The organism is Streptomyces sp. 2-1 (assembly GCF_048564895.1).
Lineage (GTDB): Bacteria > Actinomycetota > Actinomycetes > Streptomycetales > Streptomycetaceae > Streptomyces > Streptomyces phaeochromogenes.
In genome coordinates this window covers 5,785,033-5,807,311 of record NZ_CP183383.1, presented here as the reverse complement: position 1 = coordinate 5,807,311, position 22,279 = coordinate 5,785,033, and the positions used below count along the sequence as shown (strand labels likewise).

The following is a 22,279-nucleotide window of genomic DNA, read 5'->3' as shown; positions in this document are numbered from 1 at the left end:
TCGGGAGCCGGCCTAATTGGGCCAGGAAAGCACACGACTATTGGGCCTGTTTAGGGCTCCATTGCGCCCGTAGCGTCGTAGTCATGACGAACCGAGTCGCACCCGCCGGAGCCCCCGCGAAGACGAGCCGCGTGATCCCGCCCGCGGGTCCGCAGCGTGTTCTGGCCCTGGCGCAGTTGAGCAACTCCGTCGGGGACGGCGCCTACTACGTCACGTCCGCCCTCTACTTCACCCATGTCGTCGGGCTCGCCCCCGCGCGCGTGGGGCTCGGACTCACGGTCGCGTGGGCGGTCGGTTCGCTGGTGGGCGTGCCCCTTGGGCGGCTCGCCGACCGGCGTGGGCCGCGCGGCACGGCGGTGCTGCTGGCGCTCGCGACGAGTGTCGCGGTGGCGTCCTTCCTCGTCGTACGCGGCTTCGTGCCGTTCGTGCTCGCGGCGTGCGTGTACGCCTCGGCGCAGTCGGGGCTGGCGGCGGCCCGGCAGGCGCTGCTGGCAGGGCTGGTGTCCCGGGAGGAGCGGACAGGGCTGCTGGCGCACCTCCAGTCGACGCTCAACGCCGGTCTCGCGGTGGGGGCGGGGCTCGGCGGACTCGCGCTGCACATGGGAACGCGAGAGGCCTACCTCGGGGTGTTCGCGCTGGACGCGGTGAGCTTCCTGCTGTGCGCGGCGGTGCTGCTGCGGCTGCCCGTCGTGAAGCCGGTGCACGCGCGCGTGGCCGACGAAAAGGGACGCGGCGACGCCCTCGGGGTGCTGCGCGACCGCCCGTACGCCCTGGTGACGCTGCTCAACACCGTGCTGTTGCTGCGGATGCCGCTGCTGAGCCTGGGCATCCCGCTGTGGATCTCCGAGCGGACCGAGGCGCCGACCTGGCTGGTGTCCGCGCTGTTCGTGCTCAACACCGGTGCGGTGATGCTCTTCCAGGTACGGATGGCACGCGGGGTGCGGGGGCCGGTGTCGGCCACGCGCGCGGTGCGGCGCTCGGGGCTCGTGATGCTGGCGTCGTGCGCGGTGTTCGCGCTGTCGGCGGGGGTTTCGCCCTGGGTGGCGGTGGGCGTGCTGACGGCCGGCGCGGTGCTCCAGGTCGTCGCCGAGATGCAGCAGTCGGCGGGTTCCTGGCAGCTGTCGTTCGACCTCGCCCCCGCCGACCGGGTGGGCGAGTACCAGGGCTTCTTCGGTACGGGCGTGACGGTGGCGCGGACCGCGGGGCCACTGGTGCTGACGTCGCTGCTCGTGGGGTGGGGGACGCCCGGGTGGCTGCTCCTGGGGGGCCTGATGCTGGCGGCCTCGTACGCGATGGGTCCTGCCGTGCGGTGGGCGACGGACAGCCGGTCCGCCGCCGCACCGGTGGTCAGGCGGCCAGTACCGGTGAACTGACCGTCAGCGGCAGCGAGTCCACGAACAGGGCCCCCGCGAGCAGTCCGCTGCTTCCGCGGGGGCTCCACGCGCGCGCGTGGAGGTCGTCGTCGAAGGCGGCAAGCGCCGCGCGGCCCGCCTCGGCGGACGTACTGCCCGCTGCCAGGACCCCGCGGGCGCCCGCCTGGACGTGCCGCAGGCCGTGCGGGCCGACCGTGTAGAGCAACTCCGTGTCCTGGAGCGTCGACATCACGGTCATCAGGGCGTCGAGCCGGGCGTACGGCTCGGGGACGCCGGCCGAGCGGGCCGTGGCCAGGGCATCCAACGCCCTCCGTACGTGCGGGAATCCGGCTCTGGCCTCGCCCCTCGCTCCGGCCGCGCCGTACTGCGCGGAGACCGACGAGCCGCGGGAAGGCCTGCGCGGCGCCCGCCGGTCGGGGTGCGCGGCGATCCGCTTGGCGGTCGCGGCCAGGTCGCGCCCGGTGGCGCGGGGTTCCAGGGCCGCCGCGGCGACCAGCAGGCCGAGCACCCACAGGGCTCCGCGGTGGCCACCGCCCGCCAGGGCCACCGAGTGCTCGGTTGAGCGCCCGATCGCGCCGAGCTCCGCCCTCAGTTCCGGCGTCGCCGCGCCGGTGCGGCGGGCCGCCGCCGCCATGGCCGCGAGGCCGGGGGCCAGCGCCTTGGCCGACCAGCGCAGGGAACAGTGGTCCTCGCCGGTCGCACGGGCGGCGAGGTCACGCGGGTCGGGCAGTCCGGGCTTGGGGGCCAGCGCCAGGTGCCCGGTCAGCGCGGTCACGGCGGCGTGGGCCAGCGTCTCGTCCGCACGGCTGCTCATCGAAACATCACGGCCTCTCATCGACGTAAACGCTTACGAGGAGGCGTCGGTGGAGGACGCCGACACGCTCGGGGCATCTCTGGGGGCATCGCAGAGCGGCGCGCCGCTCGGGGGCGTACCGTCGCCACCGCCGCTGCCGCCGCCCGCGACCGTGCCGCCGGTGACCGCGATCGCGCGGCGCCGGGTGATGGTCGTGGCTTTGTGTGTTCCCGTCATGCCGGGAAAGCTAGGGACGCCGTCCGTCAGGGACATGGGGGTCGGCTGTGAGGACCCTGAGAAATGCCGGAGAGGCCGAAGTCGGCGGGAAAACACCTCTCCTGGAGGGCGATCAGGAAAACGCCCTCCCCGGGCGACCCGTCGGGAGACCCTTTACGTCGCCACCAGCGGTGCGTCCTCGCGCCACTTGAGCATCTTGTCGAAGCTGACCACCGCGCCGCCCCGGCCCGGCTCGTTGCCGATGTGGACGTGGTCGGCGAGTTCCTGGATCAGACAGAGGCCCCGGCCGTTCTCGGCGTCGCTGTGGGCGGGGCGGACCGGGGCGCGTCCCCGTCCCGAGGGGAACCCGGGTCCGGAGTCGGCCACTTCGATACGGCACGTCTCGCCGTCCAGGTAGGCCGTGACCCGGTAGGCCTCACCGGACTCCCCATGGACGGACTCGCCACCGTGCTCGACGGCGTTGGCGCAGGCCTCGCTCAGCGCGACGGAGAGGTCGTAGGAGATGTCGGGATCCACCCCTGCCGACTCCATCGTGCCGAGCAGCAGGCGCCTGGCGAGCGGCACGCTCGCCGCTTCACGCCGGAGATGGAGGGACCACCAGATGCTCATGCTCCAGCCTCCTGGCCGCGGCTCGACATACCGATACGTATTGCCGCACAGGGCCCGGTGTAAGCGTGCCGTTGACGTGATGCCGCCCATTCGGGGGATGTGCCGGCGCCATCCGCCGGTGTATGTGCGTACTACCGGTGTCAGAACGTGACCTTCCGGAACGTACGTCACCTTGCGGACCTGCCGTGTGGAGCCGGTGAGGCCAGTGCGATGATGAGCCCGCCATGACTGCCCCCCACCAGCGCGCGTGCACCGGAGGTGATCTCCGGGTCCTGAGGGCCGCGGTGTTCACCGCGGTCTGTGTCGTGTTGGCCGCGGCCGGTCATGCGATCGTCTCCTGCGCCACGGTTCCCCTGTGGTCGCTGGGCGCCGGATTCCTCGCCGTCTTCGCCGTCGCGGCACCGCTCGCCGGGCGTGAGCGCTCCCTGCCGGGCATCGCCGTACTGCTCGCGGTCGGCCAGACCGCACTGCACACACTCTTCGGACTCGGCCAGCACGGCACGACGGCGACGGCGTCCGCGGGCGTGGACGCCTCGCTCGTGGCCCGGGCCGCCCGGCTGGTGTGCGGCGCGTCCGTCGCGACGCTCAGCCCCGCCCAGGCGCAGCGGATCCTCGCCGACGCCCGGCTGGACACGGTCGGGACGGGCGGAACGGGCGGGTCGGGGACGGCTCACGCGGCTCACGAACAGGCGGGCGCCATGGCGTCGGCCGCCACCGGAACGCCGATGTCGGCGCTGCCGTCGCTGTCCATGTTCCTTGGCCACGTCCTCGCTGCCGCCGCCACCGGATGGCTGCTGCGCCGCGGGGACATCGCGCTGCGGCGCCTCCTGCGCCTCTCCGCACACGGAGTGGCCGAAGGGGCGCTCGTCTCCCTGCGCGGGGCCCTGGCGCTCGCACGCGCCCTGCTGGCGGGTCTCCCGGGCACGTCCCCCGAGGCGCCGCGCGTACCGCGGGCCACGGAGTACGTGCCACCGGCCGTGCCCGCGACCGCTCTTCAGCACTCGGTCGTCCGGCGCGGTCCGCCGGCCCACGGGGTTCTCACCCTCGCCGCCTGACGCGACGCACCACTTCTGGACGTATCACTCCCGGGGTGCCGTCGTGCGGCACGCGCGCGTGCCCGCTCTTTCGCACGCGCAACCCCGTTCTGCCACCGAACCAGTGCTGAAAGTGGAGTGTCCTGCCATGAAGGCTTCCCGTATCGCCGCGACCGGCGCCGTCGCCGCCTCCGCCGTCCTCGTCCTGTCCGGCCCCGCGTTCGCGCACGTCAGCGTGCAGCCCGAGGGCACGGCCGCCAAGGGTGGCTACGCGACCGTCAACTTCAAGGTGCCGAACGAGCGCGACAAGGCCTCGACCACCAAGCTCGAAGTGAACTTCCCGGCCGACCACCCGCTCGCCTCGGTGATGCCGCAGGCCGTCGACGGCTGGACCGTCAAGGTCACCAAGTCCAAGCTCGACAAGCCGCTCGAACTGCACGGCGAGAAGATCAACGAGGCCGTCACCAAGGTCACCTGGACCGCCGACGGCAAGGGCATCCAGCCCGGCTACTTCCAGAAGTTCCCGCTCTCCATCGGTGCGCTGCCCGAGGACACCGACGAGCTGGTGTTCAAGGCGATCCAGACGTACTCCAACAAGGAGGTCGTGCGCTGGATCGAGACCCCGACGAAGGGTGCGGAGGAGCCCGAGACGCCGGCTCCGGTGCTCGCCCTGTCCGCCGCCGAGGGCGACCACCACGGTTCCGCGTCCGCCGCCTCCGACGACTCCGCGGAGGCCGACGACGCGAAGGCCGCCGCCAACACCTCGACCACCGAGGCCGCCTCCTCCGACAGCAGCGACACCACGGCCCGTGTACTGGGTGTCGTGGGCATCGTCGTCGGCGTGGCGGGCGTGGCGTTCGGCGTGCTCGCCGGTCGTCGGCGTACCACCGCGTAAGCCAAGTCCCACCCATCGAAACCCAGGGACGCCCCATCGGGATCCCCGGCCGAATCCGTTTTCCGGCCGGGGGTCCGGCCCGCCGCACAGCGGCGACCGGGTGAGGCGTCCCCCCGGAGAATGCACTATGCGCAAGAAGACGTACGCCGCTGCCGCGCTGTTCGCCGCGGCCGCCCTGACCCTTTCCGCCTGCGGCAGCGGTGACGACGCCGACAACGCGGTCGCCGAGGTCTCCGAGGAGGCGGGCTCGGACAAGGCCGCGACGGTCCTCGACAAGCCGTTCGAGAAGCCGGACCTCGTCCTCACCGACACGCACGGCAAGCAGTACGACCTCCGCAAGGAGACCAAGGGCAAGCCGACGCTGATCTACTTCGGCTACACCAACTGCCCCGACGTCTGCCCGCTGACGATGAACAACATCGCCGTCGCCGAGAAGCAGCTGGCCCAGAACAAGCAGGTGACGCAGGCCGAGAAGGACTCGCTCCGCATCGTGTTCGTCACCACCGACCCGGAGCGGGACACCTCCGCCGCGCTCGGCAAGTGGCTCAAGGGCATCGACCCGGACGTCGTCGGCCTGACCGGCTCCTTCGCCACGATCCAGGGCGGTGCCCGGACGCTCGGCATCTCCATCGAGGCGCCGAAGAAGGACAAGACCGGCAAGGTCGTCTCGATGCACGGCACCCAGGTCATCGCCTTCTCCCCGAAGACCGACGGCGGTTACGTGCTGTACGGCGAGGACGCCACCGTCGACGACTACACCAAGGACCTCCCCAAGCTGATCAAGGGCGAGAAGCCGTGACGCGTCGTACGGCGGCCAGGAGGGTGTCCACGTCCACGGGAGCCTCGGCGGCTGCCCTCGTCGTGGCCGCCGCCCTGGCCCTGGCGGGCTGCGGCGACTCGGACTCGGGCTCCTCGGAACCCGAACTGTCCGTCGGTTCCCTCTACATGCCGCAGCCGGTCTCGGACTCCATGGCGGCCGGTTTCCTGGTCGTCGCCAACGCCGGAGGGACCGACGACAGGCTGTCCTCCGTCACCAGCGACATCGCCGGCGAGGTCACCCTCCACACGACGTCCGGGCAGTCGATGACCGAGGTCAAGAACCTCGACGTCCCCGGTCACGGGAAGCTCGTCCTGGAGAGCGGCGGCAACCACCTCATGTTCGAGAAGCTGAAGCGCAAGCCGAAGGAGGGCGACAAGGTGTCCCTGGAGCTGCACTTCACCAAGTCCGGGCCGATGAAGGTCGAGATGCCGGTGAAGTCCCCCACCTACCGGCCGGCCACGACCACCAAGTCGTCCATGCACTCGTCCATGCAGTCGTCCTCGACGTCTCACCACTGAGGGAGGGACCAACCGTGAGCCAGACCATCGCTCCCCGCGTCCGGACGCTGCTGTTGCTGCTCCTCGCCGTCACCGGCGCGCTCCTCGCCGGGTCCGCGCCCGTCTCCGCGCACGCCGCCCTGACGGCGAGCGACCCCCAGCAGGGATCGGTGGTCAAGGAGGCGCCGGCCCAGGTGTCGCTCACCTTCTCCGAGGGTGTCGCGATGTCCGACGGCTCGGTGCGCGTGCTCGACCCCAAGGGCAAGCGCGTCGACACCGGAAAGAGCAGCGAGCAGGGCACCAACACGTACTCCGTGAAGCTGCACTCGGGCCTGCCGGACGGCACGTTCACCGTCACCTACCAGGTGGTTTCGGCGGACAGCCACCCCGTCTCCGGCGCCTTCACCTTCTCCATCGGGGCCCCCTCGACGACCTCCGTCTCCGTGTCCGACCAGGAGGCCGGCGGCGGAGTGGTGGGCGGGCTCTACGGCTTCGCGCGCTATCTCTCGTACGCGGGCTTCATCCTGCTCGTCGGCGGCGCGGCCTTCGTGCTGGCCTGCTGGCAGCGGGGCACCGGGGAGCGGTCGGTGCAGCGGCTGGTCGTCTCCGGGTGGCTCGCGCTGACCGGGGCCACGCTCGCCATGCTGCTGCTGCGCGGCTCGTACACCGGCTCCGGGAAGGTCGGGGACATCTTCGACCTGAGCCTGCTCAGCGATGTGCTGCAGACCAAGACGGGCGCGGCGCTGGTCTCGCGCCTGCTGCTGCTCGCCGCGGGCGCCCTGTTCATCGCCGTGCTCTTCGGAGCGTACGAAAAGCGCGAGGACGACGAGGAGAAGGGCGATCTGACCTTCGGGCTCGCCATCGGCGGGTTCGTCGTGGCGGCGGGTCTGGCCGCGACCTGGGCCATGGCCGAGCACGCCTCGACCGGTATCCAGACCGGGATCTCGATGCCCGTCGACGTGCTGCACCTGCTCGCCGTCGCCGTGTGGCTGGGCGGCCTGTCGACGCTGCTCGTGGCGCTCTACCGCGCGCCGTCCATCGAGCCGGCCGCCGTACGCCGCTTCTCCCGCATCGCGTTCGGCAGCGTGGCCGTGCTGGCCGCGACGGGCATCTACCAGTCGTGGCGACAGCTCGGCTCCTGGTCCGCGTTCACCGGGACGTCGTACGGGCAGCTGCTGCTCGTCAAGATCGGCCTGGTGGTCGTCCTCGTCGGTATCGCGTGGATATCGCGGCGCTGGACGGCGCGGCTGTCGCAGGCGCCGGCCGCGAAGACCGTGAAGGCCGCGAAGACCTCGGCGGCCACGCCGGTGAAGGCCACCACGAAGACCTCGGCCAAGACCCCTGCCAAGGCCTCGGCCAAGACCTCCGCAGCGGCCTCGGCGAAGGCCTCCGCGACTGCGGCGACCTCGGAGAAGCCGGAGGACGAGGACCGCGAGACCGGGGACGAGAAGGAGCCGGCCACCACTCCCGCGGGCGGGGGTGACGGCAAGCGGGCCACCCAACTGGCCCGGCAGCGGGCCGCGGTGGCCACCGCGCGCGAGAAGCGCGTGCGGGACGCCGATCCGCTCCGCTCGGGCCTGCGCCGATCGGTGCTCGCCGAGGCGGGCGTCGCGGTGGTCCTGCTGGCCGTCACCACGGTGCTGACGTCCACCGAGCCCGGGCGCACGGTGGAGGAGGCCGAGGCCGCCACCGCCGCCAGCTCGCAGGAGGCCACCGGGGCACTGGCCGTGGACATCCCGTTCGACACCGGCGGCAAGGACGGCAAGGGCCTCGCGCGTGTCGAGATCGACCCGGCCCGCGTCGGCGGCAACGACATGCACGTCTACGTACAGCGGCCGAACGGCAAGGCCTTCGACATCCCCGAGGTCAAGGTCTCCTTCACCCTCAAGGCGAAGGACATCGGGCCGTTGCCCGTGGTACCGGACCGGATCGCCACCGGACACTGGACGGCGAGCGGGGTACAGATCCCGATGGCGGGCAACTGGGCGATCGCGGTGACGGTCCGGACCTCCGACATCGACCAGGTGACCGTGGACAAGAACGCGCAGATCGGCTGAACGACACCATGGCTGAACAGTCCACTCCGGAGACGTCCTCCCCGGGTACCCCCGTCGAAGGGGCACCCGGTCAGGGAGGCGTCTCCCAGAAGGCCGCTGCCCCGAAGGCCGCTCCCAAGGGAGCCGCTGCCAAAGGGGCCTCTTCCGAAAATGCCCTTCCTGGGGAGGCCGTTTCCGAAAAGGCCCCCTCCAAGGGCGTCATTTCGCGGCGTCGCCTGCTCGGGACCGCCGGTGCCACCGGGCTCGCGCTCGGCGCCGCGGGCGGGGCCGCCGGATACGCCGCCGCGCCCTCCGCCGACCGGACCGCGCTCCTCAGCTCGCTCGGCGCGGACGAGGTGATGTTTCACGGGAAACATCAGCCCGGCATCACGACCGCGCTACAGGCCCGCGGCCACCTGGTCGCCTTCGATCTGGCGGCGGGCGCGGGCCGCAAGGAGGCATCCGCCCTGCTGCGGCGCTGGTCGACGACGGCCCAGCGGCTGATGGCGGGCGAGGCGTCCGCGAGCGCCGACACGGACGTGGCGCGCGACGCCGGACCCTCGTCCCTCACGGTCACCTTCGGCTTCGGCCACAGCTTCTTCGCCCGTACGGGACTGGAGAAGCAGCGGCCGATCGCCCTCGACCCGCTGCCCGACTTCTCCTCGGACCACCTGGACAAGGCGCGCAGCAACGGCGACCTGTGGGTCCAGATCGGCTCGAACGACTCCCTCGTCGCCTTCCATGCCCTGCGCGCGATCCAGAAGGACGCGGGGCAGGCGGCCAAGGTGCGCTGGCAGATGAACGGCTTCAACCGCACGCCGGGAGCCACTTCCCAGCCCATGACGGCCCGCAACCTGATGGGGCAGATCGACGGCACGCGCAATCCCAAGCCGTCGGAGTCCGACTTCGACCGGCGGATCTTCGTGCCCGACGCGGGCGATCCGTCGTGGATGGCGGGCGGCTCGTACGCCGTCGTACGCCGTATCCGCATGCTTCTCGACGACTGGGAGCAGCTCTCCGTCAAGGCGCAGGAGGACGTGATCGGGCGGCGGAAGGCCACCGGGGCACCGCTCTCCGGCGGGACCGAGACGACCGAGATGGACCTGGAGAAGACCGACGCCGACGGCGGGCTCGTCGTCCCCATCAACGCCCATTCCCGTATCACCCGGCCCGACGAGAACGGCGGCGCCGCGATGCTCCGCAGGCCGTTCTCCTTCCACGACGGCATCGACGCCGAGGGCGTCCCGGACGCGGGGCTGCTCTTCGTCTGCTGGCAGGCCGACCCACTGCGCGGCTTCGTACCGGTGCAGCGCAAGCTCGACCGCGGTGACGCGCTGTCCACGTACATCCGGCACGAGTCGAGCGGTCTGTTCGCGGTGCCGGGCGGAGCGGCGGAGGGGGAGTACGTGGGGCAGAAGTTGCTGGAGGGGTGAGTTCCGCTCGCTGAGGCTGCTGGGACGGCTGAGGCGACCGAGGCCGCTGAGGCAGCCCGGACGGCTGGAACGGCCGGAACGGCTGGGGCCGGAAGCGGGAGCCCGGCCGCGCAAGGCCCATTAGGGTGAGGCCATGCCAGCCAGCTACGCGTATCTCGGCCCCGAGGGCACCTTCACCGAAGTCGCTCTGCGGACTCTTCCGGAGTCGGCCACCCGGCAGCTCATCCCGATGGTGTCCGTGCCCGCCGCGCTCGACGCGGTCCGGGCCGGCGAGGCCGAGGCCGCGTTCGTACCGATCGAGAACTCCGTCGAGGGCGGCATCACCACCACGGTCGACGAACTGGCCGTCGGCGAACCGCTGATGATCTACCGCGAGGTCCTTCTCTCGATCACCTTCGCGCTGCTGGTCCGCCCGGGCACGAAGCTCTCGGAGATCAAGACGGTCAGCGCGCACCCGGCCGCACAGCCGCAGGTCCGCAACTGGATGAAGAACAACCTCCCGGACGTCATCTGGGAGTCCGCGGCCTCCAACGCGGACGGCGCCCGCCTGGTGCAGGAGGGGCGCTACGACGCGGCCTTCGCGGGCGAGTTCGCTGCGGAGCGGTACGGCCTGGTGGCCCTGGAGACCGGGATCCACGACGCGGAGAACGCGCAGACCCGGTTCGTCCTGGTGGGCAAGCCCGCCCGGCCCGCGGCGCCGACCGGCGCGGACAAGACGTCCGTGGTCATCTGGCAGCGCGACGACCACCCCGGTGCCCTGCTCGAACTCCTCCAGGAGTTCGCCGTCCGCGGGGTCAACCTGATGCTGCTGCAGTCCCGGCCGACCGGCGAGGGCATCGGCAACTACTGCTTCGCCATCGACGCCGAGGGCCACATCGCGGACCGCCGTGTCGGCGAGGCGCTGATGGGCCTCAAGCGGATCTGTCCCCAGGTGCGGTTCCTCGGTTCCTATCCGCAGGCCGACGTCGACCCCAAGGACGTACGCCCGCCGCGGGCCGGTACGTCGGAGAGCGAGTTCGCGGCGGCCTCGGACTGGCTGGCACGCTGCCAGGACGGCCGGTTCTGAGCGGGCTTTGGTGAGCGGGTTACTCAGCGGCGGGGTTCGCGGAGCGGGGCTTGCCGGGCGGCTCTGCCGAGCGGGGTTCGCTGAGCAGGACTTGCCGAGCGGGCCTTGCTGAGGCGCGGCTTGCTGAGAAACGGCTTGCTGAGCGGGACGCCTAGCGCGGCTTGCCGAGTGGGGTTCGCTTGGCGCGGGTTCGCTCAGCGCCGGTTTCCGAGCGGGCTTTTCTCACGGCTGCGGGGCGGCAACCCGTTGGCAACCCGGCAGCCACCGACCGTCCTCCGGGCGGCTTCCTGGGCGGAGCCGGCGGCTCCCCCCGCCCGTTCCGGCCAGTCCTACCTGCAGATTGTCTCTGTCCACAGAAGTTATCCACAGGCGCGCTTCTCGACCTGGGGACAAGTCGACAACGAAGCGCGACTCAGTCGACAAATCGGCCTACAGCCCACAAGTCCGTCCACAGCCCCATCAGTCACCCTTCGTCCACCCGTTTCTGTTGACCAATCCCATAGAGCGAACCATTTCCACTCGAAAGTGCGTGTAGGGAGGGTTTGGTCCGGGAATTCTTGGCCCTGCGCACAGGTTTGAGAACGATCACTTCCGATGTCCACAGATCTTTCGCACAGCCTGTGGATAACTTTTCCGGGGTGTGGATTTCTGTGGACAACCCAGTTCTCAAGTCCCGTTCTCCACAAGGGAATCGAGTCAACCGACCGAATCCCACCTGCCCCGTTCCAGGGAGCGGGCCCCTTTCATTGACGCCTATTGAAGCGCCTTACCAATTCCCGCAAAACATGACAGAAGCGACAGAACGGAATACCGGGTCGTGAGTCGGAACCCCGCACCGGTAGCCTTGTGGGGTGATTGACCTTCGCCTGCTTCGTGAGGACCCCGACCGTGTTCGCGCCTCCCAGCGCGCCCGTGGAGAGGACGTCGCCCTTGTCGACGCCCTCCTCTCCGCCGACGAGCGGCGCAGGTCGTCCGGCGTCCGCTTCGACGAGCTGCGTTCCGAGCAGAAGAGCATCGGCAAGCTCATCTCCAAGGCGTCCGCCGACGAGAAGGCCGAGCTGCTCAAGAAGACGGGCCAGCTCGCCGCCGACGTCAAGGCTGCCGACGCCGAGCAGCACGAGGCGGACGAGGAGACCAAGCGCCTCCTGCTCCAGCTCGGCAACCTCGTGCACCCCGACGTCCCGGTCGGCGGCGAGGAGGACTTCGTCGTCCTGGAGACGCACGGCACCATCCGCGACTTCGGCGCCGAGGGCTTCGAGCCCAAGGACCACCTGGAGCTCGGCGAGGCGCTGGGTGCCATCGACGTCGAGCGCGGCGCCAAGGTGTCCGGCTCGCGCTTCTACTACCTGACGGGTGTCGGCGCGCTCCTCGAGCTCGCCCTCGTCAACGCGGCGATCGCGCAGGCCACCGAGGCCGGCTTCATCCCGATGCTGACCCCCGCGCTGGTCCGCCCGCGCGCCATGGAGGGCACCGGCTTCCTCGGCCAGGCCGCGGAGAACGTGTACCACCTGGAGAAGGACGACTACTACCTGGTCGGCACCTCCGAGGTCCCGCTCGCGGCGTACCACATGGACGAGATCCTCGACGCCGACAAGCTGCCCATGCGCTACGCGGGCTTCTCGCCGTGCTTCCGCCGCGAGGCCGGCACGTACGGCAAGGACACGCGGGGCATCTTCCGCGTGCACCAGTTCGACAAGGTCGAGATGTTCTCGTACGTCAACCCCGAGGACGCCGAGAACGAGCACCAGCGGCTCCTGGAGTGGGAGAAGCAGTGGCTGACCGGGCTTGAACTGCCCTTCCAGGTCATCGACGTGGCGTCGGCCGACCTGGGCTCGTCCGCCTCGCGCAAGTTCGACTGCGAGGCGTGGATCCCGACCCAGGGCAAGTACCGCGAACTGACGTCGGCCTCGAACTGCGACGGTTTCCAGGCCCGCCGACTGTCGGTGCGCATGCGCGACGGCAAGAAGGTGCAGCCGCTCGCGACGCTGAACGGCACGCTGTGCGCCGTCCCGCGCACGATCGTGGCGATCCTGGAGAACCACCAGCTGGCCGACGGTTCCGTACGGGTTCCCGAGGTGCTGCGTCCGTATCTGGGCGGCCGTGAGGTGCTGGAGCCGATCTCCAAGTGACCGGCACCACTGGGTCCATGGCCTCGACCGGATCGACCGGATCGACCGCCTCGACCGGATCGACCGCGTCGACCGGGGAGACCGGGGCGTTCCCCTACAAGCTCGTCGCGACCGATCTCGACGGAACGTTGCTGCGCTCCGACGACACGGTCTCGGAGCGCACGCGTGAGGCGCTCGCCGCGGCCACCGCGGCGGGCGCAGCGCACCTCGTCGTCACCGGCCGCGCGGTGCCCTGGACACGCCACATCCTCGACGAACTCGGATACGAGGGACTCGCGGTGTGCGGTCAGGGCGCGCAGCTGTACGACGCCGGGGCGCACCGCCTGCTCACGTCGGTGACCCTCGACCGGCAGGTGGCCGGTCTCGCGCTGGCCAAGATCGAGGCGGAGGTCGGCCCGCTGGCCCTCGCCGCGAGCCGCGACGGCATCGACGGGGACGTCCTGATCGGCCCCGGCTACCGGGTGCTGGGCCAGCTGAAGGCCGTCCCGTTCACCGATGTCGCGGAGCTCTGGGCCGCACCGCTGACCAAGATGTACATCCAGCATCCCGAACTCACCGACGACGAGCTGGCGGCTGCGGCACGAGCGGCGGCCGGGGGCCTGGTGAGCGTCGTGATGGCGGGCGAGGGCATCGTCGAGATCCTCCCCCTCGGCCTGTCCAAGGCCACGGGCCTCTCCCTGGCGGCCCGCCGCCTGGGCGTGAAGGCCGCCGAGACGATCGCCTTCGGCGACATGCCGAACGACATCCCGATGTTCGCGTGGTCGGCCCATGGCGTGGCGATGGCCAACGCCCATGAGGAGCTCAAGGCCGTCGCGGACGAGATGACGTTGTCGAACGAGGACGACGGCATCGCGGTGGTGCTGGAGAGGTTGCTCGGCTGACGCCGGCGCCGACGCCGCCGACGCCGCTGCCAGACCGCTCCCGGCGCTGCGGGAGAATCCGGCTGCGCACGCGACAGCACGCGATGGGCCTCGCCCCGAAGGGGCGAAAGAGGCGAGCGGCGAGCGGCGGGGAATCTCGTCGCGGAGCGGTGTCTCGAACGCCGCCGAGTCACAGCGACAGCGTCTCGCGGAGGATGCGTGGATCGAACACGCGCGGGGGGTCAACCCCGACCACGGCTTAGCAAGCCGGTGCCTTACCGCTCGGCCAATCCTCCGGGTGGGCGGCCCGCGCCAATGTGCGCGCTCGAAGCGGCCGCCCCGGGCAGCTCCCCGTGTGGGGCGGACTCGACGGAGGGGTAACTACTCCGGAGCCCGCCGGCTGCCCTGCTGGGAGCTCGACGAACTGCTACTGACGGGCATCGTCGCGCTCCTCTCCCAGATCGTGGCGCCGAAGGAACCCGGCGACTCGGACATAACCACTGTGCCCGTACGCCGAGTTGGACGCCACCGAATAAATCACCGGCCGGGCGCGGCCCTTGGCGGAAGGCGGCCCGGGGCGACGGGAGGGCGACCAGGAGGCGGGGCTACCGGCGACGCCACCTGCGGCGCCGTGCCTTGCTGAAGAACCAGCCCGCGGGCGGCTCGTCGGAGCGCCAGGGCTGCGGGTCGGGCCCGCCGTCGCGCCAGCGGGCGGCGAGCATCCGGGCGCGCGCGGACGGCTCGGCCGTGTCGGCGGACCGTATGAAGTCGTCGTCCAGGACCAGCTCGTCCCAGACGTCCTCGGACGCCTCCTGGCCCTGGCCGTCGCCGGGGCCCTGTCCTTCGCTCCTCGGTGCCTGCGCTGCCATCCCCGTTCCTCCTCGCTGTGCATCCCCTTGAGCAAGTGTGCCGTTCCGCGTGTAAAGCCGATCTCAAGATCAAAAGAGGCTCCACGCGCGCGTGCCCCCGGAAAGCCGGTCACGCGCGCGCGGAGCCGCCCCGACTCCCCGGAGCGGTTACTCCTCGCCGGCCAGCGTCAGCGTCCGCAGCTTCTGCCCGGCGAACCAGGTGGCGGCGACGGTCACCACGACCAGCAGCACCGTCCCCGTGGTCAGCCCGACGTCCGACGTGACGAGGTCGCCGCCGGACACCTTCTGGGCGACGGCGAGGGACCACTGCTGGACGCTGAGCGTGCGTGCCCCGGAGACCAGCGACCCGAAGAGGGTCTCCCACACGAGGGCGTAGACGAGTCCGAAGACGACCGCGTGCCGCGTGATGGTGCCCAGGAGCAGGAACATCGCGGCGTACGCGATGGAGGCGACCAGTGCGGCCACCGTGTAGGCGACGGCGATCTGCTGGCCGTTGCCGTTGAGGATCATTCCCGCGAGGAACGTCGGGATCGCCGAGAACGCCATGGTGACGGCGATGGCGACGATCAGCTTCGTGAAGATGATCGTGGGGCGCTTGACCGGCTTGGCGAGCAGATAGACGACCGATCCGTCGTCGATCTCGGGGCCGATGGCGCCGGTGCCCGCGATGACGCCGATGATGGGCACCATCGTGGCGAGCGCGAACCCGCCGAGGACGTCCGAGGCCACTTGGTCGTCGGCGCCCGTGAAGCCTCGTACGGCCACCGAGATGACGATCAGCAGGGCGGGCAGGGCGCCCAGGATGAGGGCCCGGCGGCGGCCGAGCAGGCCGCGGTAGGTGAGCCGGGCGACTGTGGGGTCGTACATCTTGGCCTCCTACGCCGCGACGAGATACGAGAAGACGGACTCGAGGGACTCGTCGGACGGCGAGACCGTGAGCAGCCGGATGCCGTGGTCACGGGCCACCCGCGGCAGCAGTGCCGTGAAGCGTGGGAAGTCGACCGCCTGGATGCGCAGCGCGCCCTCCTGGAGGTCCACTTCGATGCCGGACGTCGACGGGTCGGCGATGAGCGCTGCCGCGAGGGCTCGGTCGTCGCTGGAACGCACGAGGTAGCGGTGCGGGCGGTCCGTCATCAGGCGGCGGATCCGGCGGAAGTCGCCGCTCGCCGCGTGCCGTCCGGCGACGATCACCTCGATGTGCGAGGCGAGCTGCTCGACCTCTTCGAGGATGTGGGACGAGAAGAGGACCGTACGGCCCTCGTCGCCCATGCGCCGCAGCAGGTCCATCAGCTGCATGCGCTGGCGCGGGTCCATGCCGTTGAAGGGCTCGTCCAGGAGCAGCAGGGACGGGTTGTGGACGAGCGCCGAGGCCATCTTCACGCGCTGGCGCATGCCCTTTGAGTACGTGGAGATCTTGCGGTCCTGCGCGTACTCCATCTGGACCGTGGCGAGGGCCCGCTGGGCGGCCTTGTCGCCGAGGCCGTGCAACTCGGCGTTGGCGACGACGAATTCGCGGCCCGTGAGGAAGTCGTACATCGCCTCGCGCTCGGGGACGATGCCGATCTGCTTGTAGATCTGTTCGTTGCGCCAGGTCGCCTGGCCGTCGAGCGTGACGCTGCCCGTGGAGGGTGCCAGGAAGCCGCCCATCATGTTGATGAGGGTGGACTTTCCCGCGCCGTTCGGACCGAGCAGGCCGGTGACGCCGGGGCCGATCGTCATGGTGACGTCGTTGACGGCCACCACGTTGCCGAACCAGCGCGACACGTGGTCGATGGTGAGCGTGGTCACAGTCCGACCTTTCGGTAGCGGCGCATCAGCAGGCCGTAGCAACCGGCGATGAGTCCCAGGGTGACGAGGAGGAAGACGACGCCCTGTCCGGACGAGGGCCCCACCTCGCCGGGGTACGAGGACGACGCGCCGAGGAAGGCGGTCTGCACGCCGTCGATGAGCGTGATGGGTGAGAACAGGCCGAGCCATGGGATCGCCGAGGTGCTGTCCTGCGACTGGGCGATGGCCTGGACCGTGGAGACGGCTCCGTAGGAGATGGTCAGTACGGCGATGACGGCGGCGATGCCGAAGCCGCGCCGGGGCGTGACCGCCGAGATGACCAGGCCGATGCCGGCGAAGAGGAGAGAGAGCAGTGCCACGGAGACGAGCCCTTGTGCGAAACCCTTGGTCTGGTCGGTGAAGTCGAGCTTGGCCAGCAGCGCGCCCACGTACAGCACGAGCAGCGGTGCGGCGGTGAGCATGAACAGCGCCGAGGCCAGCGCCGCGTACTTGGCGCGGACGTAGTCGGCGGTCTCGATGGGGCGGGAGAAGTACAGCGGAACGGTCTTGAAGCGCAGGTCCCGGGAGACGGACTGCGGTCCCTGGGAGGCGACGTACAGGCCGATGACGGCCTGCATGATGACCGCGTAGCTCGTGTAGTCGACGGGCAGGTCCTTCGCCTTGGTGGCGACGGCGACCGCAACCATGATCAGCGCGGGGACGCACATCACCACGAAGAGCAGCATCGGCAGCACCTTGGACTTCACCGAGCGGCCGAGGCCGTAGGCGCCGCGCAGGGACTGCGAGTAGAGCGAACGGCGGGCGTACGCGCGGCCCAGGCGCGGGCCGTCGTAGTTGCGGTAGCCGATGTTGTGGATCCGGGTCTGCTCGCCCGGACGGGCCGGGGCCGGAGCCGTGGCCTGGGCCGAGGTCTGTGCCGGGGGCTGCTCAACCGCCATGGCCGACCGCCTCCTTCCGCTGTTCGTCGCCGCCTTGGAGAGCCTTCTCGGCCTGCTCGTCGCTGTCCGTGAAGACCTCCGAGATGTGGTGCCTGCGCTGCTCCATGCGCACCAGACCGAGGCCCAGGTCGGCGACTACGTCCCGTACGACGTCGTACGTCTCCTCGCCCTCCGCCGTGAGCAGGAGGATGTGGCCCGCGCCGGGCAGTCCGCTGCCGTCGTGGGTCTCGATCCCGCGCGCGTGGAGCACGTCGCGCACCGCGTGGGTGCCGTCCGGGTGCTCGTCGGTGTCGGTGACCTCGATCGCGAGGATCGCCGTGCTCTGCGTGAAGTCCGTGGTGGAGCTGGACCGCAGGAGCTTGCCGCCGTCGACGACCACGACGTGGTCGCAGGTGCGCTCCAGCTCGCCGAGGAGGTGCGAGGTGACCAGGACGGAGATGCCGAAGTCGGTGTGGATACGCCGGATCAGGCCGAGCATCTCGTCACGGCCGACCGGGTCCAGGCCGTTCGTCGGCTCGTCCAGGAAGACCAGCTGCGGGTCGTGGACCAGCGCCTGGGCGAGTTTCACGCGCTGCTTCATGCCCGTCGAGTAACCGCCGATGGGGCGGTAGCGCTCCTCGTAGAGGCCGACGTGGCGCAGCGTGTCCGCGGTGCGCTCGCGGGCCGCCGTCGGGGGCAGGCCGGACATGCGCGCCATGTGGACGACGAACTCGGTGGCCGAGACGTCGGGCGGCAGACAGTCGTGCTCCGGCATGTAGCCGACGCGCTCACGGATGTCACCGCCCTTGGTGGCGACATCGAGTCCGAGCACTTCGGCGCGGCCCTCGGTGGCGGGGGACAGACCCAGCAGGATCTTGATCAGTGTGGACTTGCCGGCTCCGTTGGCTCCGACGAGTCCGGTCACACCGGGCCCGACGTCCACGGAGAGCCGGTCAAGAGCGGTCACCCTCGGGAACCGCTTGCTCAGGCTTTCGGTCGCGATCACAGTCACAATTCGAAGGTAGTGGCGCAGACCACACTGGTCGTCAACCCTGGGAGCTGTATCGGCGTCCCTCTCGGGTATTACGGGCCCGTAGGGGTCCCCCTGAGGTCGAACAACCGGCGGCGGACGGACGGCATCACGCGGGGCCCGTCTCGGCCCGATTGTCCATATGGAGCCGGTCATCGAACCGGCCGTCGGACCCGCCATCGGATCGGCCGTCGGGTCGGCCGTCGGGGCCGGTTGTCCACAGCGGCCCGGTTGTCCACAGGTCGCGTGCACGCCTATTGACGCAGCCTCCAACAATTGTCACATTCATCAGTGTCAAGTTGCGGGCGTGTACGGCAGTCGGCGTGGGACGGACGGTGGCATGACCTCGGCAGTGGCAGCGGCAGCGGCTTCACCAGGGACTTCTTCGGGGAAGGGCGGCGGACTCACCGCGGAACTGCGGGGGTTCAGAGAGGTACAGCGGCTCGCGTACGAATGCGCGGAGGCGGTCGCGGCGCAGCTGAAGCCGGGCGTGACCGAGCGCGAGGCGGCGCGGATGCAGCGCGAGTGGCTGCGCGAGCGCGGCGTACGGGACTGGTTCCATCTGCCCTTCGCCTGGTTCGGGGACCGTACGGCGTTCGTGGACTTCCGGATCCCGCTGCAGTTCTTCCCCACCAACCGGCGCCTGGAGGCGGGGATGCCGTTCATCCTCGACATGGCGCCGGTCCACAAGGGCTTCACCGCGGACATCGGGTACTCGGGCTCGCTGGGGCCCAACCCCCTGCAGGACAAGCTCCTCGCCGACCTGGAGGCCCACCGCGAGCTGATCCTGCGCGAGGTGCGCGAGCGGCGCCCGCTGCGCGAGATCTACCAGGACGTGGACCGCCTCATGGTCCGTCAGGGCTACGCGAACCGGCACCGGGCGTATCCCTTCGGGGTGATCGCGCACAAGGTCGACCGGGTCAGGGAGCGGCGCTGGTCACCGCATCTGTTCGGGTTCGGCACGCAGTCGCTCAAGGGCCTGGCGAGCGACGCGATCCACGGCCACCGGGACGGCTGGTCCCCGCTGTGGTCGCCGTACAGGTTCTCCGACCACCCTCCCCGGCCCGGCCTGTGGGCGGTCGAGCCGCACCTCGGATTCCGGGGTACGGGCGCGAAGTTCGAGGAGATCCTCGTGGTCACCGACTCCAAGGACCCCGAGCAGGGCGCCTTCTGGCTGGATGACGATCTGCCGCACGTGCGGCGCTGGGCGGAGGACAAGTGACGCTTGAGGGTGCGCGCGAGCGCTGGGTTCGTACGGGCGGGGTAGAGCTGTGTGTCGCCGAGCTGGGCGACCCTGCGCAGCCCACGGTGGTGCTCGTGCACGGCTATCCGGATTCCAAGGAGGTGTGGTCCGAGGTCGCCGCGCGCCTGGCCGGGCACTTCCATGTCGTGCTGTACGACGTGCGCGGCCACGGCAGGTCGTCGGCGCCGCGACCGCTGCGCGGCGGGTTCACGCTGGAGAAGCTGACGGACGACTTCCTGGCCGTCGCGGCCGCGGTCAGCCCGGACCGCCCGGTCCACCTGGTGGGTCACGACTGGGGCTCGGTCCAGGCCTGGGAGTTCACCACGGTCAAGCGCACCGAGGGGCGGATCGCCTCCTTCACGTCGATGTCGGGACCGTCCCTCGACCACTTCGGGCACTGGATCAAGAAGCGTGTCTCCCGCCCGACGCCCCGCAGGGTCGGTCAACTGCTCGGCCAGGGCGCCAAGTCCTGGTACGTGTACCTGCTGCACACCCCGGTGCTGCCCGAACTCGCCTGGCGCGGCCCCCTCGGCAAGCAGTGGCCCAAGATCCTGCGGCGGCTGGAGAAGGTCCCCGGGGGCGACTATCCGACCCCGTCGCTGCCCACGGACGCCGCGCACGGCGCCTGGCTGTACCGGGACAACGTACGGGCCCGAATGTGCAGGCCGCGCGCCGACGCGTACGCGCACGCGCCCGTGCAGCTCATCACGCCGCTCGGGGATGTGTTCCTCTCGGAGAAGCTCTACGACGAGTTGGAGCTGTGGGCCCCGCAGTTGACGCGCCGCACGCTCCCGGCCAAGCACTGGGTCCCGCGTACCCGGCCGGACCAACTGGCCGCCTGGATCACCGAGTTCGTGACCGTCACCGAGGGCGGGAGGACCGCACCGGCGGCGACCGGCCCGTACGCCGACCGTTTCGGCGGGCAGTTGGTGCTGGTCACCGGTGCGGGCAGCGGGATCGGGCGGGCCACCGTCTTCGCGTTCGCCGAGGCCGGCGCGCGCGTGGTGGCCGTCGACCGGGACGCGGAGAGCGCGGCCCGCACCGCGGAGCTGTCCCGGCTCATCGGCGCCCCCCAGGCCTGGGCCGAGACGGTCGACGTCTCCGACGAGCAGGCCATGGAGAAGCTCGCCGAGAAGGTCGCCGCGGAGTACGGGGTGGTCGACGTCCTGGTGAACAACGCCGGGATCGGGCTGTCCGGCTCCTTCCTCGACACCACCGCGGAGGACTGGCGGAACGTCCTCGACGTCAACCTGTGGGGCGTGATCCACGGCTGCCGGCTCTTCGGGAAGCAGATGGCCGAGCGCGGACAGGGCGGCCACATCGTCAACACCGCGTCGGCAGCCGCGTATCTGCCCTCCCGGACGCTGCCCGCCTACAGCACCTCGAAGGCGGCGGTGCTCATGCTCAGCGAGTGCCTACGCGCCGAGCTGGCCGGGCAGGGCATCGGAGTCACGGCGATCTGCCCGGGCTTCATCAACACGAACATCACGTCGACCGCACGTTTCACGGGCGTCGACGCCGTCGAGGAGAAGCGGCGCCAGAAGAAGTCCGCGCGGCTGTACGGGCTGCGCAACTACCCGCCGGAGAAGGTCGCCGAGGCCGTGCTGCGCTCGGTCGTCCGCAACCAGGCCGTGGTGCCCGTCACCGCGGAGGCACGCGGGGGCCGCCTCATGTCCCGCTTCGCGCCGAGAGCGCTGCGCGCGATCGCACGAATGGAGCCACCCCTGTGACCGATGAAGGCACCACCGTGAGCGACCACTACCCGATCACGCCGCGGCGGGTGTCCTTCGACTGGGAGGAGACCCCGCTCCACTGGATACCGGACGAGCCGACCGCGACCCATGTCATCAACGTGCTGCACCTGCTGCTGCCGGCGGGGGAGCGGTGGTTCGTGAAGGTCTTCAAGGAGGGCCTCCCGCTGGTCCGCGACCCCGAACTCCTCAAGGACGTCAAGGGGTTCATGGGCCAGGAGGCGACGCACAGCGTGCAGCACTCGTACGTGCTGGACCACCTCGCCGCACAGGACCTCGACACATCCGCCTACACGAAGCACGTCGACTACCTCTTCCAGAAGATCCTCGGCGAGACCCCACCGCTCGGCGCACCGATACCTGAACCGGAGTGGCTGCGCTTCCGGCTCTCGGTGATCGCGGCGATCGAGCAGTTCACGGCCGTCCTGGGCGACTGGGTGCTGGCCGCCGAAGGGCTCGACCGCGCCGGGGCCGACGAGGTCATGCTCGACCTGCTGCGCTGGCACGGCGCGGAGGAGGTGGAGCACCGCGCGGTCGCCTTCGACATGTACCAGCACTGCGGCGGCGAGGGCCTTCCCCGGTACGCACGCAGGGTCGCCGGCATGGCCGTCACGGCCCCCGTGATGCTGTACATGTGGGCGTGGGGCGCCGCCTACCTGATACGTCACGACCCGCGGCTGGCCGGGCGGCTGCGCTACTCGCTCGGCGCGCACAACCGGGCGGTGCGCAAGGGGCTGTTGCCCACGTGGAAGGAGCTCGGCTCCGCCGTGCCGCGCTATCTGCGGCGCTCGTACCATCCCTCGCAGGAGGGTTCGATGCGCAGGGCGGTCGAGTATCTGGCGCGGTCACCCGCGGCCCGGACGGCGGCGGGGGCGATCGGCAGAGCCGCGATCGGGTAG

The 22,279-nt window shown here is 70.7% G+C and carries 21 protein-coding genes and 1 tRNA gene; 13 read left to right on the top strand and 9 right to left on the bottom strand.

The genetic code is table 11. The annotated features are described in order from the left end of the window. Positions 1 to 83 precede the first annotated feature (83 nt). On the top strand, positions 84 to 1,373 hold the full coding sequence (locus tag ACN20J_RS25550; RefSeq protein ID WP_419666882.1) for an MFS transporter: 1,290 nt from the start codon (positions 84 to 86) through the stop codon (positions 1,371 to 1,373). Here ACN20J_RS25550 and ACN20J_RS25545 read toward each other — a convergent pair. From ACN20J_RS25545 to ACN20J_RS25535, 3 genes are all read right to left on the bottom strand, one after another. Then, the gene (locus ACN20J_RS25545) at positions 1,348 to 2,187 is read right to left on the bottom strand and encodes a triphosphoribosyl-dephospho-CoA synthase (RefSeq protein WP_419666881.1); all 840 of its coding nucleotides are present in this window, start codon (positions 2,185 to 2,187) and stop codon (positions 1,348 to 1,350) included. The two genes, ACN20J_RS25550 and ACN20J_RS25545, sit on opposite strands and share 26 nt — an antisense overlap. Positions 2,188 to 2,220: 33 nt before the next feature. Then, positions 2,221 to 2,403, bottom strand: a complete 183-nt coding sequence (locus ACN20J_RS25540) for a hypothetical protein (protein ID WP_419666880.1) — start codon at positions 2,401 to 2,403, stop codon at positions 2,221 to 2,223. A gap of 153 nt (positions 2,404 to 2,556) precedes the next feature. Continuing rightward, complete coding sequence (locus ACN20J_RS25535) at positions 2,557 to 3,012, bottom strand: ATP-binding protein (RefSeq protein ID WP_189841587.1); 456 nt, start codon at positions 3,010 to 3,012, stop codon at positions 2,557 to 2,559. 224 nt (positions 3,013 to 3,236) lie between these two features. On the opposite strand from ACN20J_RS25535, the gene ACN20J_RS25530 reads away from it, so the two are divergent. The 9 genes from ACN20J_RS25530 (at position 3,237) to ACN20J_RS25490 (ending at position 13,803) form a co-directional block, all read left to right on the top strand. Further along, positions 3,237 to 4,067, top strand: coding sequence for a hypothetical protein (locus ACN20J_RS25530; protein ID WP_419666879.1), 831 nt, complete (start codon positions 3,237 to 3,239; stop codon positions 4,065 to 4,067). Between the two features lie 127 nt (positions 4,068 to 4,194). Beyond that, positions 4,195 to 4,941 carry a YcnI family protein gene (locus ACN20J_RS25525; protein WP_189841585.1) on the top strand — a complete coding sequence of 249 codons (747 nt, stop codon included), beginning with the start codon at positions 4,195 to 4,197 and terminating at the stop codon, positions 4,939 to 4,941. Between the two features lie 127 nt (positions 4,942 to 5,068). After that, positions 5,069 to 5,740: an SCO family protein gene (locus tag ACN20J_RS25520; protein ID WP_189841584.1), complete on the top strand. Its 672-nt coding sequence runs from the start codon at positions 5,069 to 5,071 to the stop codon at positions 5,738 to 5,740. Then, positions 5,737 to 6,279, top strand: coding sequence for a copper chaperone PCu(A)C (locus tag ACN20J_RS25515; protein WP_419666878.1), 543 nt, complete (start codon positions 5,737 to 5,739; stop codon positions 6,277 to 6,279). Before ACN20J_RS25520 ends, ACN20J_RS25515 begins: the two co-directional genes overlap by 4 nt. Before the next feature lie 14 nt (positions 6,280 to 6,293). Then, positions 6,294 to 8,315, top strand: coding sequence for a copper resistance CopC/CopD family protein (locus ACN20J_RS25510; protein WP_419666877.1), 2,022 nt, complete (start codon positions 6,294 to 6,296; stop codon positions 8,313 to 8,315). Positions 8,316 to 8,323: 8 nt separating this feature from the next. Further along, on the top strand, positions 8,324 to 9,727 hold the full coding sequence (efeB, locus tag ACN20J_RS25505) for an iron uptake transporter deferrochelatase/peroxidase subunit (RefSeq protein WP_419666876.1): 1,404 nt from the start codon (positions 8,324 to 8,326) through the stop codon (positions 9,725 to 9,727). 133 nt (positions 9,728 to 9,860) lie between these two features. Beyond that, positions 9,861 to 10,793, top strand: a complete 933-nt coding sequence (gene pheA, locus ACN20J_RS25500) for a prephenate dehydratase (RefSeq protein WP_055613968.1) — start codon at positions 9,861 to 9,863, stop codon at positions 10,791 to 10,793. Positions 10,794 to 11,644: 851 nt separating this feature from the next. Continuing rightward, positions 11,645 to 12,922: a serine--tRNA ligase gene (serS, locus tag ACN20J_RS25495; RefSeq protein WP_189841580.1), complete on the top strand. Its 1,278-nt coding sequence runs from the start codon at positions 11,645 to 11,647 to the stop codon at positions 12,920 to 12,922. Between the two features lie 17 nt (positions 12,923 to 12,939). Continuing rightward, positions 12,940 to 13,803, top strand: a complete 864-nt coding sequence (locus ACN20J_RS25490; RefSeq protein WP_419668949.1) for an HAD family hydrolase — start codon at positions 12,940 to 12,942, stop codon at positions 13,801 to 13,803. Positions 13,804 to 13,991: 188 nt separating this feature from the next. On the opposite strand, the gene ACN20J_RS25485 is transcribed toward ACN20J_RS25490, so the two are convergent. The 6 genes from ACN20J_RS25485 to ACN20J_RS25460 form a co-directional block, all read right to left on the bottom strand. Beyond that, positions 13,992 to 14,078: transfer RNA gene (locus tag ACN20J_RS25485), tRNA-Ser, on the bottom strand. A gap of 309 nt (positions 14,079 to 14,387) precedes the next feature. Then, positions 14,388 to 14,651, bottom strand: coding sequence for a hypothetical protein (locus tag ACN20J_RS25480; protein ID WP_189841578.1), 264 nt, complete (start codon positions 14,649 to 14,651; stop codon positions 14,388 to 14,390). Between the two features lie 147 nt (positions 14,652 to 14,798). After that, positions 14,799 to 15,518: an ABC transporter permease gene (locus ACN20J_RS25475; protein ID WP_189841577.1), complete on the bottom strand. Its 720-nt coding sequence runs from the start codon at positions 15,516 to 15,518 to the stop codon at positions 14,799 to 14,801. Positions 15,519 to 15,527: 9 nt separating this feature from the next. After that, the gene (locus tag ACN20J_RS25470) at positions 15,528 to 16,439 is read right to left on the bottom strand and encodes an ABC transporter ATP-binding protein (RefSeq protein ID WP_189841576.1); all 912 of its coding nucleotides are present in this window, start codon (positions 16,437 to 16,439) and stop codon (positions 15,528 to 15,530) included. After that, on the bottom strand, positions 16,436 to 17,377 hold the full coding sequence (locus ACN20J_RS25465) for an ABC transporter permease (protein WP_419666875.1): 942 nt from the start codon (positions 17,375 to 17,377) through the stop codon (positions 16,436 to 16,438). Before ACN20J_RS25465 ends, ACN20J_RS25470 begins: the two co-directional genes overlap by 4 nt. Beyond that, entirely contained in the window at positions 17,367 to 18,362 is a 996-nt protein-coding gene (locus tag ACN20J_RS25460; RefSeq protein WP_361888286.1) for an ABC transporter ATP-binding protein, read from the bottom strand. The genes ACN20J_RS25465 and ACN20J_RS25460 overlap by 11 nt, the downstream gene beginning before the upstream one ends. 364 nt (positions 18,363 to 18,726) lie before the next feature. On the opposite strand from ACN20J_RS25460, the gene ACN20J_RS25455 reads away from it, so the two are divergent. From ACN20J_RS25455 to ACN20J_RS25445, 3 genes are read left to right on the top strand one after another with little or no spacing between them, the layout of a single operon-like run. Beyond that, the gene (locus ACN20J_RS25455) at positions 18,727 to 19,608 is read left to right on the top strand and encodes a M24 family metallopeptidase (protein WP_362296715.1); all 882 of its coding nucleotides are present in this window, start codon (positions 18,727 to 18,729) and stop codon (positions 19,606 to 19,608) included. Continuing rightward, entirely contained in the window at positions 19,605 to 21,359 is a 1,755-nt protein-coding gene (locus ACN20J_RS25450) for an SDR family oxidoreductase (RefSeq protein WP_419666874.1), read from the top strand. The genes ACN20J_RS25455 and ACN20J_RS25450 overlap by 4 nt, the downstream gene beginning before the upstream one ends. Continuing rightward, positions 21,356 to 22,279 carry a metal-dependent hydrolase gene (locus ACN20J_RS25445; protein ID WP_364188015.1) on the top strand — a complete coding sequence of 308 codons (924 nt, stop codon included), beginning with the start codon at positions 21,356 to 21,358 and terminating at the stop codon, positions 22,277 to 22,279. The genes ACN20J_RS25450 and ACN20J_RS25445 overlap by 4 nt, the downstream gene beginning before the upstream one ends.